Source organism: Undibacterium sp. TJN25 (assembly GCF_049339885.1).
Lineage (GTDB): Bacteria > Pseudomonadota > Gammaproteobacteria > Burkholderiales > Burkholderiaceae_D > Undibacterium.
Genome location: NZ_JBMPPM010000015.1, coordinates 39,668 through 56,195, shown reverse-complemented (window position 1 = coordinate 56,195; position 16,528 = coordinate 39,668). Strand labels below are relative to the sequence as shown.

Annotated in this window: 13 protein-coding genes; all 13 read right to left on the bottom strand. The window is 57.9% G+C overall.

Annotated features, from left to right (window positions below):
• Positions 1 to 179 precede the first annotated feature (179 nt).
• Positions 180 to 704, bottom strand: a complete 525-nt coding sequence (locus ACO0LO_RS26550; RefSeq protein ID WP_422969123.1) for a hypothetical protein — start codon at positions 702 to 704, stop codon at positions 180 to 182.
• Positions 705 to 1,952, bottom strand: coding sequence for a sialidase family protein (locus ACO0LO_RS26545; RefSeq protein WP_422969121.1), 1,248 nt, complete (start codon positions 1,950 to 1,952; stop codon positions 705 to 707).
• Positions 1,939 to 4,236, bottom strand: coding sequence for a TonB-dependent receptor (locus tag ACO0LO_RS26540; RefSeq protein ID WP_422969119.1), 2,298 nt, complete (start codon positions 4,234 to 4,236; stop codon positions 1,939 to 1,941). The genes ACO0LO_RS26545 and ACO0LO_RS26540 overlap by 14 nt, the downstream gene beginning before the upstream one ends.
• A gap of 74 nt (positions 4,237 to 4,310) precedes the next feature.
• Positions 4,311 to 4,625, bottom strand: a complete 315-nt coding sequence (locus ACO0LO_RS26535) for a DUF2818 family protein (protein ID WP_422969117.1) — start codon at positions 4,623 to 4,625, stop codon at positions 4,311 to 4,313.
• A gap of 7 nt (positions 4,626 to 4,632) precedes the next feature.
• Positions 4,633 to 5,793: a c-type cytochrome biogenesis protein CcsB gene (gene ccsB, locus ACO0LO_RS26530; RefSeq protein WP_422969115.1), complete on the bottom strand. Its 1,161-nt coding sequence runs from the start codon at positions 5,791 to 5,793 to the stop codon at positions 4,633 to 4,635.
• 10 nt (positions 5,794 to 5,803) lie between these two features.
• Complete coding sequence (locus tag ACO0LO_RS26525; RefSeq protein ID WP_422969113.1) at positions 5,804 to 7,819, bottom strand: cytochrome c biogenesis protein ResB; 2,016 nt, start codon at positions 7,817 to 7,819, stop codon at positions 5,804 to 5,806.
• Positions 7,816 to 11,004 carry an efflux RND transporter permease subunit gene (locus ACO0LO_RS26520; RefSeq protein WP_422969111.1) on the bottom strand — a complete coding sequence of 1,063 codons (3,189 nt, stop codon included), beginning with the start codon at positions 11,002 to 11,004 and terminating at the stop codon, positions 7,816 to 7,818. Before ACO0LO_RS26520 ends, ACO0LO_RS26525 begins: the two co-directional genes overlap by 4 nt.
• Positions 11,001 to 12,449, bottom strand: a complete 1,449-nt coding sequence (locus tag ACO0LO_RS26515) for an efflux RND transporter periplasmic adaptor subunit (RefSeq protein WP_422969109.1) — start codon at positions 12,447 to 12,449, stop codon at positions 11,001 to 11,003. The genes ACO0LO_RS26520 and ACO0LO_RS26515 overlap by 4 nt, the downstream gene beginning before the upstream one ends.
• Before the next feature lie 119 nt (positions 12,450 to 12,568).
• A complete protein-coding gene (locus ACO0LO_RS26510) occupies positions 12,569 to 13,498 on the bottom strand; it encodes a multicopper oxidase domain-containing protein (RefSeq protein WP_422969107.1) in 930 nt (309 codons plus the stop codon).
• Between the two features lie 94 nt (positions 13,499 to 13,592).
• Positions 13,593 to 13,964 (bottom strand): c-type cytochrome, encoded by a 372-nt coding sequence (locus ACO0LO_RS26505; protein ID WP_422969105.1) that lies wholly within the window; start codon positions 13,962 to 13,964, stop codon positions 13,593 to 13,595.
• A complete protein-coding gene (locus tag ACO0LO_RS26500; RefSeq protein ID WP_422969103.1) occupies positions 13,961 to 14,665 on the bottom strand; it encodes a c-type cytochrome in 705 nt (234 codons plus the stop codon). Before ACO0LO_RS26500 ends, ACO0LO_RS26505 begins: the two co-directional genes overlap by 4 nt.
• Positions 14,666 to 14,693: 28 nt before the next feature.
• A complete protein-coding gene (locus ACO0LO_RS26495) occupies positions 14,694 to 15,743 on the bottom strand; it encodes a multicopper oxidase domain-containing protein (protein ID WP_422969101.1) in 1,050 nt (349 codons plus the stop codon).
• A 270-nt stretch (positions 15,744 to 16,013) separates the two neighbouring features.
• Positions 16,014 to 16,475, bottom strand: coding sequence for an RrF2 family transcriptional regulator (locus tag ACO0LO_RS26490; RefSeq protein WP_422969099.1), 462 nt, complete (start codon positions 16,473 to 16,475; stop codon positions 16,014 to 16,016).
• Positions 16,476 to 16,528: the final 53 nt, after the last annotated feature.

Below are 16,528 nucleotides of genomic sequence, written 5' to 3'. Positions count from 1 at the left end.
ATTCAATTGTGCAATCAACGGTCTTTTGTGTTCAACAATATCCAAGATATTTACCAGTCAGCATGTAACAATAGTTGGCTGATTGTATCTTAGTGTATCCAAACTTAACCGCATGTAAATTGTTAAACATAGTCAACAATTGCACAGGAGACCTATTTCAGGAGCTCCTTCAATCGAAATCATTCGCTACGCGACCCCATCTCCTTGTCTTTTGCCTGCATTTTCTGTATCACCGACGCTGTTATCACACCAGAGTAGGCAGTACGGCTGCCGTCGGCGTGATACCAATAGCTGCGTGGCAGTTCACCATGCCACGCTGGGTCTACCGTATACCTTAGTTGCTCAGGCGGTGTGGCGTCGAAAGCCCAGTTTCCCGCGCCAGTCTGTAACTTGCCAAGTTTGTCATACATCAACTTTACCGCTTTTTGTTCTTGAGCCTGCTCCGTCAGCAACGTCACCACTTGCAAATGTCGATTTGCATTTTTTGTCTTTGCCAGCGTTGCCATGCTGGCCTGGCAATAAGTGCAATCCAGCGACCATAGCACCAGCACGAAGGGCTGGCCACGGTGCGAATCAAGAATATGCCGGAGGCTGTCGGGGCCGAACGCGCCGACGGTAGGCAGCGGCGACGCGGCATGGAGAACCGAAGCCTGCATTCCAAAGGCAAACAGCGCGGACGCCAGTATTAAGCGAAATTTGCCCATTCACGTCTCCCCAGTTGTCGCGCTTACCGACAATATGCCGTCTGCCGATGTGCGCCAGACCAGGTGAATATTCTTGCCGCTTGCAGCCAGCCGCGGCTGGTCGGATGCGCCCTTTGTGGCAGCAAGCGCCGTTTGCCGCCAGCTTTCTCCATTATCGGAAGATATTTTTGCAAATATCGTAGTGGCCGTGCCGTCAAACTCCTTCCAGACGATAACTATCTTCTTGCCAAGGACTGCCACGTCAGCGTGTTCGGCCTGTGCGGCGCCCAGCTGTACCGGTGTCCCAAGCCTGCCGCCGGAGTCCGCCGTTGCATAGAATATGCCGCCCTGCTCGCCCTTTACATTGAACCAGGTCTGGTGACGCCGGCCGTCAGCACCGTAGGCCAGCGAAGGACCATGATGCGGACAGGCATCCACGCGCCAGTCGTCAAAGGTGGCGCGGCTTATCTTTCCAGGTTTGCCATCCGGCCGCAGCACCTGCATCGCATGATCGCGGCTGTTTGGCTCAAATACGTGCCGCCACATGGCTACCGGTTCGCCTTGCGGATTCAACGCCAGCGCAATACGGCAGCATTCGCAGGAGTGGTCGGCAATCTTGAAATCGCCTTTGAAACTGGCGCCGCAATCTTCCGACACCGCATAATAGACTGCGGCCCCTTCGTACTTCTGCCTCTTCGCCAGCGCTGCCTCCATGTCGCGCTTATCAATCCATGCGATAAAAATGCGTCCGCTGCGGTCCACGATCATCGATTCAAACCTGTGCGTGATCAGTTGCCGGTTTGCGTGCACGGTGATTGCCGGTAAAAAAGTCTGTCCGCCGTCGAGTGAGCGCAGGAAGCGTATTTCACCGGTGTACGGCTTGGACAACGGCCTGGTATAGCTGATATACACTGCATTGCCCGGGCCGAAAGCGAGCTTGGGACGGTTTTCACCGTCTGCGGATACCTCTTCAGGCAAGGACTGGATATTGCGCGGCGCGGACCAGGTCTTGCCCAGATCGCGTGACAGCTGCAAGCCGAGGTACTGGTCTTCCCCTATGCCATGCTTGCCTGCCAGCCACAGGTCGCCATTAGCGTCGAATGCTACAGAGCTCGCCAGTTCTGCGGATTTTCCCTTGCCCATCGCACTGCCGGGCGCATGGCCTTCATGCGCCAGCACTGTTGCAGGCAATTGCGCCACCAGGCCGGCCAGCGCCAGCCAGCCTATGCTTGCCCTTCTTTTTTTATCGATAGCCTCAGAAACTTGCACGTAATTCTCCAAACAGGCTGCGGCCCGGATAAGGGTGGAAGACATAATATTTTTTGTCGGTCAGGTTATTGATGCCGATGGAAGCATCCAGCTTGCTGCTGATGTGATAGCTGAGCTTGGTATCCCATGTCGTATAGCTGGAAGTGCCGCCATAGACGTTGGGGTTGATATCGCTATTGTCCAGGTTGCTGTATTCGCGGCCTGAATAATGCATCGCCAGGCTGCCGGACCACTGCCCGCCGCTGCGGTAGCTGGCAACGGCATTGGCGCGGATACGCGGCACCCTGACCCATTGCTTGCCGACCAGCGCCGGGTTGTTGGCGTCTTCCTCTATCCGTGCATGTGCATAACTGATATTGCCGTTCAGGTCCAGGCCGTTGATGCCGGCATTGCCGGCGTTGCCGGACAACTCCAGGCCGCGCGTCAGCACCCGGTCGATGTTCTGCACATTGGTCACGTTAGGGAAGACCAGGATATTGGTCTGGCTATAGATGGTGTCCCGGACGTCATCCTCAAACAGTGATATGCGGTAGCTGCCGCTGGCCTTACCCAGGCGAAAATCCCTTTCCGCCGTGAGTTCCTTGGACAAGGCCCGCTCTGGCCGCAGGCCGGGATTGTTGTTGACGATGGAGTTGCCGACAATGGAGCCCTGGAACAATTCGGATACGGTAGGAAAACGCACGCCCTTCCCGATTGATGCTTTCAGCAGCCAGTCATTGGCCGTGACATAGCTTAGCGACGCCTTGGGCGACCAGGCGCTGGCACGGCGGTCCGCGTAAGCCTGGCCGCCAGCACTATTCTCGCGGCGGCCATCGTAGGCCTGCCAATCTTCATACCGCAGGCCCAGCGTCGCGTTCCACTGCGGCGCCAGTTTCCAGCTATCCTGTGCAAACAGCGCCTGCAGGCCGGTCTTTCCGAAAAAGCCGGAAAGCCTGCTGCCTGCGCCTCCATCCAGCCAGTCGGCAGTGTTGTAGGCCCGGTTTTGCAGGACATAGCGGTTATTGTGGTAGCCGAAAGCCAGCGCATGGCCGTCGTCCTTGTCCGGCGTATAAGTCGCCTGCAGATCCAGCGTATGCCAGCCCGTGCCGCTATTGTCCGCATACGTGCCGGGGCCGCCATGCAAGGCCTGCGGCGGCGCGACGGTGGCGCTGCGGGTCAAGTCGGTGCTGATGTCGTACAGCGTGCCGACCGCGGAGGCGTTCCAGCCGGTAGCGTTCCTGCTGACCAGCTTGGCGCCCAGCATGCCATGCCCCTCTTCCACGTTTTGCGGCGAGAATGAATTGACCGGAATGCTGTAGACATTGCCTTCGATTGCCACGTTGCCGCCATACACAGGATTGCCGGCCGGGTCGCGCAAAGTGCTGGCGCCAGTGCGGCGCGCGTCGTTGTGCCAATAGGTGTAAAGCACCTCCGCATACAGCGCCGGAGAAAAATCATATCCCAGCTTCAGCTTGATTTGCTGCTGCGTGTCGTCTTCCAATGCGCTACCGATAGGGCCGGCTAGGTACCAGGGCTTGCCGGTAGGGTCCAGTCCCCGCACCGCGCCCGTCACCGGCGTTACCGTACTACCGGCCGCAGGCTTGACCGGGGTTTGCAAACTCAGGTACTGCATCGGCTGGCTTTTATTCTGCAGGCGGTTGGCGTCCAGCGTGTAGGTCCAGTCGCCGGCCTTGTTGCCCAGCCAGACGCTTTCCTGATGGCCGCCGTAGCTGCCGGAAAAGCCGGCGTCGCTATAGTCCTGCGTAAAATACTGGGCCCGGGCGGAGCCTTCGAATTTCTGCGGCTTGCGGGTTGTCATGACGACGGTGGTGCCGATGGAATTGCCCGGATACAGCGCAGAAAAAGGCCCGTACAGCACATCCGTCCTCGCCAGCTCTTCCGGCGCCACCACGTTCCAGCGCGGCGCATTGAACTGGCCGAGAAATTGCGACAGCAGGTAGCCGTCCGCATACACCAGGCCGCGCGGCGCCTGCAGTTCGCTGAAAGAGCGCCCGCCTATCAATGCATTGCGGTCGCCGATATAACGCTTGCGTATGGTCATGTCAGGCATGTATTTCAACGCATCTTCCACGTTGACGAAATTCAGATTGTGCAATTCGTCGGCGCTGATGCTCTCGGTGCTGTTGGGCAGGTGCGGGTCCAATGGCGATTTGATTCCGGTGACCGTGACGGTTGCCAGCGTCAGGTCGCTTGCGACGCCCTGCGCCAATGCTGCGCCTGCACTCATTGCAAACAACTGGGTGATGGCGAGCGCCAGCAGGCGCCGCCTTGGTAAGCTTTTCATATCTACTTTCAATCTATTTTTTAACACCGCGACAAACCACATGCGCCGCTTCGGCGTTCGCTATAAGTGCGGCCTCATGGCCGAGGTTTTTTGCTCCACAGATAGCGGTAAGTGATTCCGGGAAAGGCCAGCACTGCAAAGAAAGCGATGCTGATGCTCCATATCTGCCAGCCTGTGGGGGCCGTCAGCCCGGCCTGGCCGTCGAGCACCGTCGCAATTCCCATCCACAGCAGGTACAGCAAAAACCACTCGATGAGGTGTACCAGAGCAGGACCGCCCAGCTTTTGGGTACCCGGCAACGCCAGCCAGCGCTGCGGGACGAAAGGCAGGTTTGCCATCACCGCGGCAAGCGCCAGGCACGACAGTGCTGCTTGTTTGCTGTTCATCATCGATCTCCTACAAGCTGCCGTATGAATGCAGGCCGGACAGGAACATATTGACGCCCAGGAAGGCAAACAGCGTCACGACGAAACCTGCCAGTGACCACCAGGCCAGCACGCCGCCGCGCAGATTCTTCACCAGGCGCACATGCAGCCATGCCGCATAGTTCAGCCAGACGATCAGCGCCCAGGTTTCCTTCGGATCCCAGGACCAGTAGCCGCCCCAGGCTTCAGCCGCCCACAGCGCGCCAAGAATCGTGGCAATGGTGAAGAAGACAAAGCCCAGCGCAATGGCCCGGTACGCCAGTTCGTCCAGCCAGATGCGGGAAGGAAGGCGTTCGGAAAAAAAAGGCTTGCCTGCCAGCAGCCAGGCCGCACCCAGCATCGCGGCGATGGAAAAGGAACCGTAGCCGATGAAATTGGCCGGTACATGCATCTTCATCCAATAAGATTTCAGCGCAGGGATCAGAGGCTGAATCTCATGCACGCCGGCACTGGCCCCGTACCAGAACAGAAATGCTACTGCCGCGCCGACCACCAGCATGACCAGGGCGCCCAGCTGGCGGTTGCCGGAGCGGTGTTCCAGATGCAGGTACAGCAGTGCGGTAATCAGTGAAAACAGTACGAATACCTCGTACAGGTTGGACACAGGAATATGTCCTATATCGCGGCCCAGCAGATAGGACTCATACCAGCGCACCATCATGCCGGACAGGCCCATTGCGACAGCCCCCCAGGCCGCCATGCTTCCGCCCCGCAGCAAGGCATCGGAACGGCGCAGCCAGCCGGCGCCGTATAGCAGGCCCGCGCTCCAGAAACCCAGCCCCATCCACATGATGGATGCCTGGCTGGCCAGCAGGTACTTCAGCAGCCAGACTTGTCCCCCGTTATCCAGGTTGCCGCGGTATAAGGCGATTGCCAGCAGGCCGGCTGCACCGGCAGTCGCCGCCAGTATCTGCAAGGGCCGCCACTTCAATCCCAGATAACCGAGCAGCAGCACTGAGACAGGCAGGATGGCCAGCTCATACGCATCCATCAGGTCTGCATAACGCATCAGCGCGTAGAAGCCGCTGATGCCCAAAGCCGCCAGGAACAGCCAGTCGCCCAGCCGGGGGCGGCTGCTGAATACCTCCGACAACGAGGCCTCGTTTTCAATTTGTAAAGCATCGGAATACATGGTGATTACCTCATGACTGATAAGGGAAAGGGGCAGGAGAAGCCAACGCCAGCAAGGCAGAATGATGGCCGTCAAATTCCTGCTTCAGCGCAGGCGTATCGCGATTGGCGCTGAATGCAATCAGCAAGGTGCCGCTGTCAGGCGCAAACCAAAGCCACATGCGCCGCTCTCGGATAAAATACATCGCACACACGCCCAGGCCCAGCATGGCCGCCCCCAAATACACCAGGAAAGCTCCCGGCGCACGCGTCAGCTGCAAACCGGATGCATTCACCTGGCGATAGCCGGTGAAACGGAATAAGGTCGAAAAATTTTGTTCCATAGAATCGCTGTAGGCGGCAAGGCCGGCATGCAGGAAATCTTTTGGCAAGACTTCTCGCGCATCTTTCAGTGGTGTCGGCGGCACCATCGGAACTTCCTGCAATTTATAGGCAGCGCGCTCCAGCAGTTCATTATAAAAACGGCCGGCCTTTAGTCTTTCCGCCGGCGGCACCGAGTTTTGCACCAGATCTGCCAGGCCTCGGTAGCCATGTAGCGCAAATACATCCAGCAAGGCCAGTGTCGATTTTTCAAAGGCGGCCGCCAGCGCGGGATCGGCGACATCGGCAGCGATCTGGTGGGCGGCACGGCGGCGCGCCTCCGCCTGTGCCAGACCGCGGCTCAGGCGTAGATAGCTGTCCAGGCTGTTGATGCCGTCCAAAGGCAGCCGCAGGTAATGCATGCTGTCTTGCTGAGGCTCTCTCTTGCCGATCACGAGAAAGCCCATGCCGTCCACCTGTATAGGCTTGCGGTATACAAGCCAGTCGGCTGCCTGGCCCTGGCCGTCGCGCAGACGGAAGGCCAGCGATGGACCTACGTCCTCTACCCTGCTGCGCGCCTCGTGCGTGGAGAACCAGTTATTGGTCGGACGAGCGTCTCCAGCCTGGGACGCAGGTTCTTTCTCAAACACATTGTTGGCGCGGAACTCGGTAAATTCCAGCGTGACAGGCTGGCCTTCCATGAGTAGCGAACTGGTGCCGCCAACCTTGCCCTGCAACGCCGCTGGTGCTGCATCTGCATGCAACGGTACCGCCTGCAGCTCCAGTTGGCTGCCGCCGTCGGCAAATCCCGACTGGTACAGGCTGATGCCGCGATAGGTATATGGATGATTCACATGCAGGGTCACCGGGACGACCTTGCCGCCATCGATAATGTCGATATCGCTGGCAAAGTCGCGTGGCCTGCCGCTGTCGAAACCGTCATAGTGTTCGACACGGAACCGCTTCAGGCGCACGGAAAAAGGCAGTTCCTGCAACAAATAACCGTCATTGAAGGACAGGTAGGCGCTGTTTTCCGTGCGCCCCTCTACCAGGTTCATCGTGGCGCGGAACGATCCTGCATCAGCGCCGAGGCGGCTACGGGCCGGCACCTGCGACGGCGGCAGATCACGGCTTTCCGTGTGCCTGGAGCCGCTCAGCAGTTGCCAGCGCAGCACCACATTGCCGTCTATCAGTCCGCCCCCGCAAATCAGTACAATGGCCGCATGCACCAGCAGATAGCCGAGCCGGCGTGCGCCGCCGCGGCGTGCGGCAAACAAGATAGCATCTACATTCCCCGCGGGCTTGCGGCTGATATAGGCATAACCTTGGCGACGCAGGTACGCCTGGAGTTTTGCGGGAAGCATGGCCCGCGCGGCAAGGGGAACATCCATCTCGCTGCTGCAAGGTAACCTGCGCAGTGCCTGCAGGCTCTTGTGCTCGCGGTAGGTACGCATTTCATACAGCATCTGCGGCGTGTTCTGGGCCAGGCACAGTGCAGTAGAACTTGCCATGAAGGCCAGCAATGTAAAGAACCACCACGCGTGGTAAATGTCGGTCAGGCCTGCCAGGCTCAGGAGTTCGGCCCAGAACTCCCCGTAGCTGGCGATATAGACGGCCATGCCTTGCGATTGCTCCAGGATGGAACCTATCGTTGCCGCGACGGCAACGACAGTCAGTATAGCCACGGCAAAACGCATGGAGCGCAACAGGTTCAGCCAGGATCTCATGCGGCTTCTCCGTCGGCATCACCGGACAGCCGCGACAGTTCGATGGCAGGCTCATGCGCATTTTTCCGGCCATGGATCAGGCTATACAGCACCGGGATCACGATCAGCGAAAACAGCGGTGCCGATATCATGCCGCCCAGCAGCGGCGCGGCGATATGCTTCATCACATCAGCGCCGGCGTCATCGGAAAACATGACCGGCAGCAGGCCGCCCAGGATCACGGCCACCGTCATTGCCTTGGGCCTCAGCCGCAGCAGAGCGCCGCTGATAATGGCTGCCAGCAAAACACCATTATCTGGCCGGTGCTCTTGCGTTCCCGGATTTTTCGCGTCCAGCGCTAGCAATGCCTGGTCGAGATAAAGCAGCATCACGATGCCAAATTCGGTGGCAACGCCGGCCAGCGCAATCAGCCCGATAATGACCGCGACCGATATCTGGTAACCCAGCAGATAGGTGAACCACAGCCCGCCCACCAGGGAAAATGGCAGGCACAGCAAGACCAGGCACAGCTTGCTCGCATCGCGAAAATGCAGGTATAGCAGCGTCATCACCAGCAGCAGCGTCAGCGCCACGGCGCTCCACAGGCGCAGCTTGCCGTTCTCATATTGCAGGTACTGGCCCTGCCAACTGATGCTATAGCCCGCGGGAAGATGCAAACGGCTATCCAGCACTGCCTGCGCTGCCTTCAGATAGGCGCCGGTATCCGCTGTTTGCAGGTCAATGAACACATACGCCACGGGCCGGGCATTTTCACTCTTGATTTCGGTCGGGCCGTCGGCCACCATCACCTGCGCCACGTCGCGCAGCATTACCAGTGCGCCGGTGGGCGTCTTCAGGCGCATCTCGCCCAGTGCTGCCGGTGAGTCGCGGTCGGCCCGCGGATAGCGCAGCGACACGGGATAGCGCTCGCGGCCGGCAATGATCGTGGTCACGGTTTCGCCGCCGACAGCGCTTTGTATCAGCTTATGGATATCCGCCACGCTGATGCCATACCAGGCCGCCTTTTCACGATCCACGTTCACATCTACATAGCGGCCTGCACCGATGCGTTCCGCAAATACCGAGCGTGTGCCCGGCACGCCGCGCAAGGCAGTTTCTGCATCCAGCGACAGGCGCTCCAGCATAGCCGTGTCTGGACCGCTGAGTTTGATGCCAAGCGGCGTGCGTATGCCGGTGGAAAGCATGTCGATGCGGGTCTTGATAGGAAAACCCCACGAATTGGTCAGCCCTGCGAAGTGCACTGCCTGGTCCAGCCTTTGTATCAAGTCGGCATTGGATTTGCTGCTACCCTCGGGCCACTGTGCCTTGGGTTTGAGCACGATTGTGGTTTCCAGCATCGATAAGGGTGCAGGATCGGTCGCGGTGTCAGCCCGCCCTGCCTTGCCAAATACATGCTCCACTTCCGGCATCGCGGCGATTAGTTGGTCGGTGCGGCGCAGGATATCGGCGGCTTCGTCGGCCGACAGCCCAGGCAAGGTAGTCGGCATATACAGCAGGTCGCCTTCATCCAGCGAGGGCATGAACTCGCTGCCGAGCCGGCTGAGCGGGTACAGCAGACTCGCCAGCAGCAGCAAGGCCAGCATGATGACGGTCCAGGGTTTGTCCAATGCAGCCTGCAGCAAGGGCTTGTACAGGCGCATCAGCCAGCGATTGACAGGATTGGCCGCTTCGCGCGGGATGTGGCCGCGGATCGCATAGCCCATCAGGACCGGAGTCAGCGTGATCGCCAGGATTGCGGACGCCGCCATCGCATAGGTCTTGGTATAGGCCAGCGGCCCGAACAGCTTTGCTTCCTGGCCTGTCAGCGTAAACACCGGCAGGAAAGAAACGGTAATCACCAGCAGCGAAAAAAACAGCGCAGGACCGACTTCGCCGGCGCTTTTGCGCACAGCCGCCCAGGTTGCCGCCGGATTCGCTGCAGGAGCAGCCTCCAGCTGCCTGTGCATGTTTTCTATCATGACAATGGCAGCGTCGACCATCGCGCCCACCGCAATCGCAATGCCGCCCAGCGACATGATGTTGGCGGAAACGCCTTGCAGCCGCATGATCCACAGTGCGGCCAGTATGCCTATGGGCAGCGTCACGATAGCGACCAGCGATGAGCGGATATGGAACAGGAAAATGCCGCAGATCACCGCCACCGCAAGGGATTCTTCCAGCAACTTGCCGCGCAGCGTATGTACGGCCCGTTCTATCAGGCCGGACCTGTCGTAGGTCGTAACAATCTCCACACCGGCAGGCAAGCCTTTTTTCAAGGTTTCCAGCCGCTGCTTTACCGCCTCTATCGTATTCAACGCATTTTCACCATGCCGCATCACGATGATGCCGCCGGTGGCTTCGCCTTTTCCATCCAGGTCGGCCACGCCGCGCCTGGCCTGCGGACCTGTCGTGATGCTGGCGAGTTGCTTCAGCCGCAGCACATTGCCGATTTCATCGGTCACAATCGGGATATTGTCGAAATCGGCGGCGCCGTGCAGGTAGCCGTTGGCCCGCACCAGGTACTCGGCCCGCGCCATGTCGAAAGACGATCCGCCGCTGCCCAGGTTTGCATCCCTGATGGCTTGCGCCACCTGTTCCATCCCCACCTTGTGCGCGGCCAGCTTGGCCGGGTCCACCTCGACCTGGAACTGCCTGGCCCTGCCGCCCAGGCTCGCCATCTCGGCCACACCGGGCACGCTCTGCAACTCCAGCTTCAGGTAAAAATCCTGAAGCGCGCGCAATTCATCAGCGGATGTATGACCCGTCCGGTCCACCAGCGCATATTCGTATACCCATCCCACCCCAGATGCATCCGGCCCCAGCGAGGGCGCCACACCTGCGGGCAGGCGGCCGCTGACCTGGCTCAGGTTTTCCAGTATCCGCGAGCGGGCCCAGTAGATATCGGTACCATCCTTGAAGATCACATAGACGTAAGACTCTCCAAACATCGAGAAACCGCGCACCGCCTTCGTGCCAGGCACCGACAGCAGCGAAGCCGCCAGCGGGTACGTCAGCTGGTCTTCGACGAACTGTGGCGCCTGGCCCGGAAAATCGGTCTTGACGATGACCTGCACGTCGGACAAGTCCGGCAGCGCATCCAGCGACAAGCGGGACAATGACTCGATGCCGCCCGCCACCAGGATCAGGCTGAAAATCAGTACCAGGATACGGTTATCGATGGACCAGTCTATGATGCGCTGTATCATTGCAGCGCTCCCGCGTGCATGTGCATACCCGAAGCCATGTCCATACCCGGCTTGCTACTCTCCGGGGTTGGGCTTGCAACTACCGCCGCATTTGCGCCAGAACCCGGGGGGAGCTGCCGCTGCTGCATCGCCTGCAACGAGCCGGCGGCATCCAGCAGAAACTGTGCGTTGACAGCAACCTGCTGCCCTGCCTTCAGCCCACCGAGGATTTCCACCCTTTCCTTGTCTTCAATACCGGTCTTGACCGCCGTATTGCTGAAATGCCCCTGGCCTTGTCCCACAACGAGGAAGTCGCCATGGCCGGTCCTGATCAGTGCATCTCGCGGCACGCTGAGGGCCTTGCGAGCAGAAGACAGAATCACTGCCTCTGCGAATGCACCGGCACGGAACGCCTGGTTGCTGTTTTCCAGCGGCAGCCTCAACTTGGCTGCCCTGCTGGCGGCATCTATCTGCAAAGTGGAAAGATCAATCTTTGCCCTGATCTGCACCGTCTTGTCCAGCCCTGAAGTCAGCACGATGACGTCGCCGCTCTTCAGCCAGCTGACCTGGTCGGGGAACAATGTGATCTCCGCCCATACGCGCCGGCTGTCGGTATATACCAGCACGGTCTGCATGGGATTGACGTAGCTTCCTTCCCGCGCGGCAATGCTGCCCACAACGCCATCCTGTGCGGCACGGACCGGTATCACGTCGCTTATGCGCCGGCTTTTTTCGAGCTCCTCGACCACATCCAGCGGGATGTCGGCCGCCAGCAGCCGTTCGCGGGCGCGAAAACGTTCCTTCGCAAGACTGCCCAGCATCGCGGAATTAGGGCCGACCAATTCCATACTGCTACCCAATAGCGCTTCGCGCCTTGTCAGCAGATCAACGTAGTCCCTCTGCCTCTGCTGCAGCTCAGGCGAGTAAATTTCATATAACACCTGCCCCTTATGCACGGCCTGGCCCACGCCTTGCACATGCAGGTGCCGGATCCATCCTTCCACCTTGGGATTGACGAAAACGGTACGGCTTTCGTCCGGGCTGATGGTGGCGAAGGCATTGATTTCCTTGTGCATATTCGTCACTGCCGCAGATTCCATGCGCACGCCCATGCGTTGCTGCGTTGCCTCATCGACATGCACCAGCGGTGAGGCATTGCCGGCATGGTCTCCGGCCTGCTGCATTTTCACCAGCGTCATGCCGCAGATGGGACAGGTGCCGGGATGGTCTTGCACGACTTCCGGATGCATCGGACAGGTGTATGCCTCGGCATCTCCCTGCTTTGCAGCAGATACAGCCTGCATGCCGTGCTGATGCATGACGGTGGCCGCTGCTGCAGGTACGGCTGCATGCCCTGTGGAAAAAACATTGAAATAGTGGCTGCCAGCATACCCCGCCGCGGTCGCCAGCACCGCGACGGCGACGAGGCCGGGAAGAACGCGTTGTGTGTATCGGGGATTAGTCATGGCAGGCTCAAAAGAGAATACGTAAAAATTAAAATACCGCCCGGAGTGGACGCCGGATACTGTCGCACCCTGGGCGGCTATAACAAGGCTTGATCAGCCTTGACTCGGTTCGTCCAGGCTTAGCGGATCAGGATGTTGTCACCCTTGCCCATCGCAGGATCGGCATCCTTGGTGAACTGCATGATGGCAATTGCACCGGTCAATGCCTGACGCAAGGAGTGCGACACAATCGCGTTCGCACCCTCAACCGGGGAGATCAGGTCAAACGTCGCTGCATCGCCGGGACCGACTGAATAGCTTTGCATGCCGGTCAGCACGTTCTTTGGATTGCCGCTTGGATAAACCTTGTCCCAGATGCCTGCAATCGGGTGGAAGGAAGACCATTCGTTGACGCCGGCATTGATGAAGTAGATCCTCACCCTTTCACCCGGCTTGGCCTGCAGCATGCGTGTGGCGGCTGGATCGTGGACGGGGTCATATTTAAAGATGCCGCCGTTGAACATCACATTGCTCCACTTGTTGGCCATCATGTCTGCCTGGTTGTCCGGATTCGGATACAGTTCGGACTGAATCAGTACGTACTCGCGGTCCGCCTTGGGCATTGCCTTGCTGTCCTTGGGGTCGACGATGATGGTGCCGTACATGCCGCGCGCAATATGCTGGATCATTGGATCTGCGCCGCAATGGTAGAAGAACACGCCAGGATAATTGGCAGTAAATGTGTAGCTGCCTTTTTCACCCGGTTTCACTGCCTCGAAATCCTTGACCACATCGACCTGGGCCGCATGAAAATCCACGGAGTGGGAATTCTTGTTGGCTTTGTCGTTGAACAGCGTAAATTCAACAACGTCGCCTTCCGTCACATGCACGACGGGGCCAGGGACCTGGCCTTCAAACGTCCACGTACGGTACATCATGCCCTTGTTGTCGATAGGCAGGTCGATTTCCTTTGCCGTCAAGCTGATTTTGACTGTCTTCGCATGCACGGCGCCGCCGGCCAGCAAGGCAATTGCCAGCGACATTGCGGTCAGAGCTGATTTTTTTTTCATTGTTTTACCTATTTGTATGTATCTATTTATAAAATGAATAGTCCACGTATTTGCTGACTTATCTGCCAACTTATCTGCCACCTAATTTGTCAGCTTATTTGCTGGTGGTCTTACTGACAAAGCGCAGATACGCCACCATTTCCTTGATTTCGTCGTCGTTTAACACCCCCTCCCATTTCGGCATAAGAACTGATTTGCTGACCGCCAGGCCGCCGCCCTTGATCGCCTTGAACAAGGTTTCATCCGGCGTATCACCCATTGCCTTGGTATCCGTATGGTCGCGCGGCTTGACAGACATTTCCTTGCTGTTGATGCCGTTGCCGTCCCGGTTAACACCGTGGCACTGCACGCAATAAGTGTTGTAGAGCTTGATGGCATTCGCATGCTGTTCGTCTGCATGCGCGGACAGGCTGAAAATGCCCAGTGCCCCTGCAATCAGGCTGGTTTTAATCGTATTGCGCATCATTTTTTCTCCCCGGCTTTCATGGTGGCGATATACCCGGTCAGCTTCTGCACATCGGCCTCGTTCAGGTCCAGCTTCGGCATCCACACATGCGGCGTAAACTTTTGCGGATCCTTGATGAAGGCTGCGACAAAATCAGGCTGCAGCCGGTCGCCGGCACTATATAGTTCCGGGCCCGATTGGCCGCCGGTGCCCGGCTTTGCCGCGTGGCAGGAGGTGCAGCCGCGCAGCTTGGAAAACAGCATCGAGGCGAAAGACGCATTTACGGGCTCGTTCTTAAATCCGCCCTTCTGCACCAGTCCGTCCACTTTCAGCGCCATCAGGCTGTCGGTAACTACAGCGGCATCTTCCTTTGACAGCTTGGGATGCGGCGCCAGCTGGATTGCATCAATCTGATCCGCCGATTTGTCGGCAGCAGGCTTCGCGGTTTTTGCATACATCACGCCGGCAGGACGCAGGGTGCTGGGGTTTTGCAGCCAGGCCTCCAGCCATTCGCGATTGAACTTGTCGCCGGCGTAATGCAGATCCGGCCCCTTGCGCTCCCAGAGTCTGTCCAGCGTGGTCTTCTCCGGCTTGACGACGGCATGGCAGGCGATGCATTGCTGCTTCAAAATGTCCTGGCCGCTACCGTTAGCCGCCGCCGTCAGCGCAACGCCTCCCAGCAACGCACCCGCCAGCAGCAAGGCGATCTTTTTCGTTCTCATGTTTATCCTTTAGGGTAAATGTCCGGGCCTACTGGATCAGCTGGCCTTTCAGCACGTCGTTGGTGTAAATGCCGGGACCTTTTTTCAGCGCGTCTTCGTAATAGAAGTTGGACTGGAATTTTTTGTCTTTCCACGGATACCAGGCATCGTCGCGCTTGATCTCGTTATATTCCAGCACGCTCATGATGCCGCCCATGGGCCTGTCGCCATTCATCGTGTGGCTGTCCACATGGTCGTGGATCATCCAGCGGCCGGGATTGTCGGCAGTGAAGATCACGTCATAGCGCTCGCCCGGGCCGATCAATACCGTATCCGCAGAAATAGGGTTCGCCAGCGGGAAGCCATCCTTGAAAGCGATCTTCATCACATGGCCGTGCAGGTGGATGCTATGAACCAGGTCGCCGGCACCGATCAGGCGCAGACGCACCACATCCCCTTTGTTGACACGCATGGGCTGGTTATCCGGATAGGAACGTCCATTGATGGTGAAATAGTCGAAATTCTCCCCCGGCAGGCCTCCAAAACCCGGCTTGTCGGCGTATTTGGAATCCCACTCTGACAGCATCATGATGAATTCTTTGGTGACGGTCTTTTCCAGTGCGGTAGGCTTTTTCGGCCGTACAATGAAAGGCCCCCACATGCCGCGCAGTGCAACGTGCTCATTGACATTGACATGGCAGTGGTACCACATCGTGCCCGAAGGTTCCGCAATGAATTTATAGGTATGGCTCTCGCCGGGCTTGATACCCTCCTGCGTGACGTCAGGCACGCCATCATTGCGCCACGTCCCCTTTTGCAGCATGCCGTGCCAGTGGACGGTATGCGGCAGCGCTGTCAGGTTATTGACATTGACGGTGATCTCGTCGCCTTCATCGACATAGAACAGGGGGCCCGGCACCTGGCCGGCGAAAGCGAAGGTGTGATACTGCTGCTTTTCCACCAGCGTGATCCGGGTGTCTTCGATATTCATCTCGAAGTTTCGCGGCGCGGCCCACACCTTGCACTCGTAAGTCATGCACAGCAGCCAAAGCGTCAGCAAACCAAACGCCTTGGGTGTGCTCCATCTGAGAATTGCCATATCTTTGTTCCTTTTTATTGTGTGGTTTAACAATTTTTACTGCACATTTATCAACCTCATTAAATATATATTTTAAATACATATTTAAGATAAAAAAAATGGCGCTTTTATGCGCAGTATTTTTTGAACGAATTCGTTTACCTGCCAGTTTGCCTTCCAGATTCAACAAACATGCACATAATATACATATTAAAATTTTGAAACAAGGCTATTTTTGATTTCCCGCAGAATTCCTAAGGTTATTCGACAGAACTCAACCGCAATCTCGGCTCAGACCTTGCGCTGGAACTGTATCTTGACTGGAGCAGCAGCGTCCCTCTTGCCGCGACCGCCCTTGGGAATGAGCTGCTCCAGCGTTACCTTGTCCAGCTCCGCCAGATACGCACTGGTTGCATCGCTCAGCACCCCTTTTAATGCACAGAAAGGGCTGTATACGCATTTATCGTGATCCTTGTCGAAGCATTCAGCCATGAAAAAATCGGATTCGCTATTGCGCACCACTTCGCCGATGTTGATATCCGCCGGCTCCTTGTTCAGTCTGAAGCCGCCGTTGCGGCCACGCACCGTTTCAATGACGCCGGTCAGGCCCAGCTGGTGCACAACCTTGGTCAGATGGTTTTGCGAGATGTCATGCAGCTCGGCGATATCGTGCACCGTCGCCAGCTTGTCGCGGTTTATCGCAAGGTACATCAGCGTGCGCAGCGTGTAGTCGGTAAAGGCGGTCAGTCTCATTCTGGTTCCAGTTCATTAAAGCTGTATTTTAAATATTGATTTAAGACGTATCT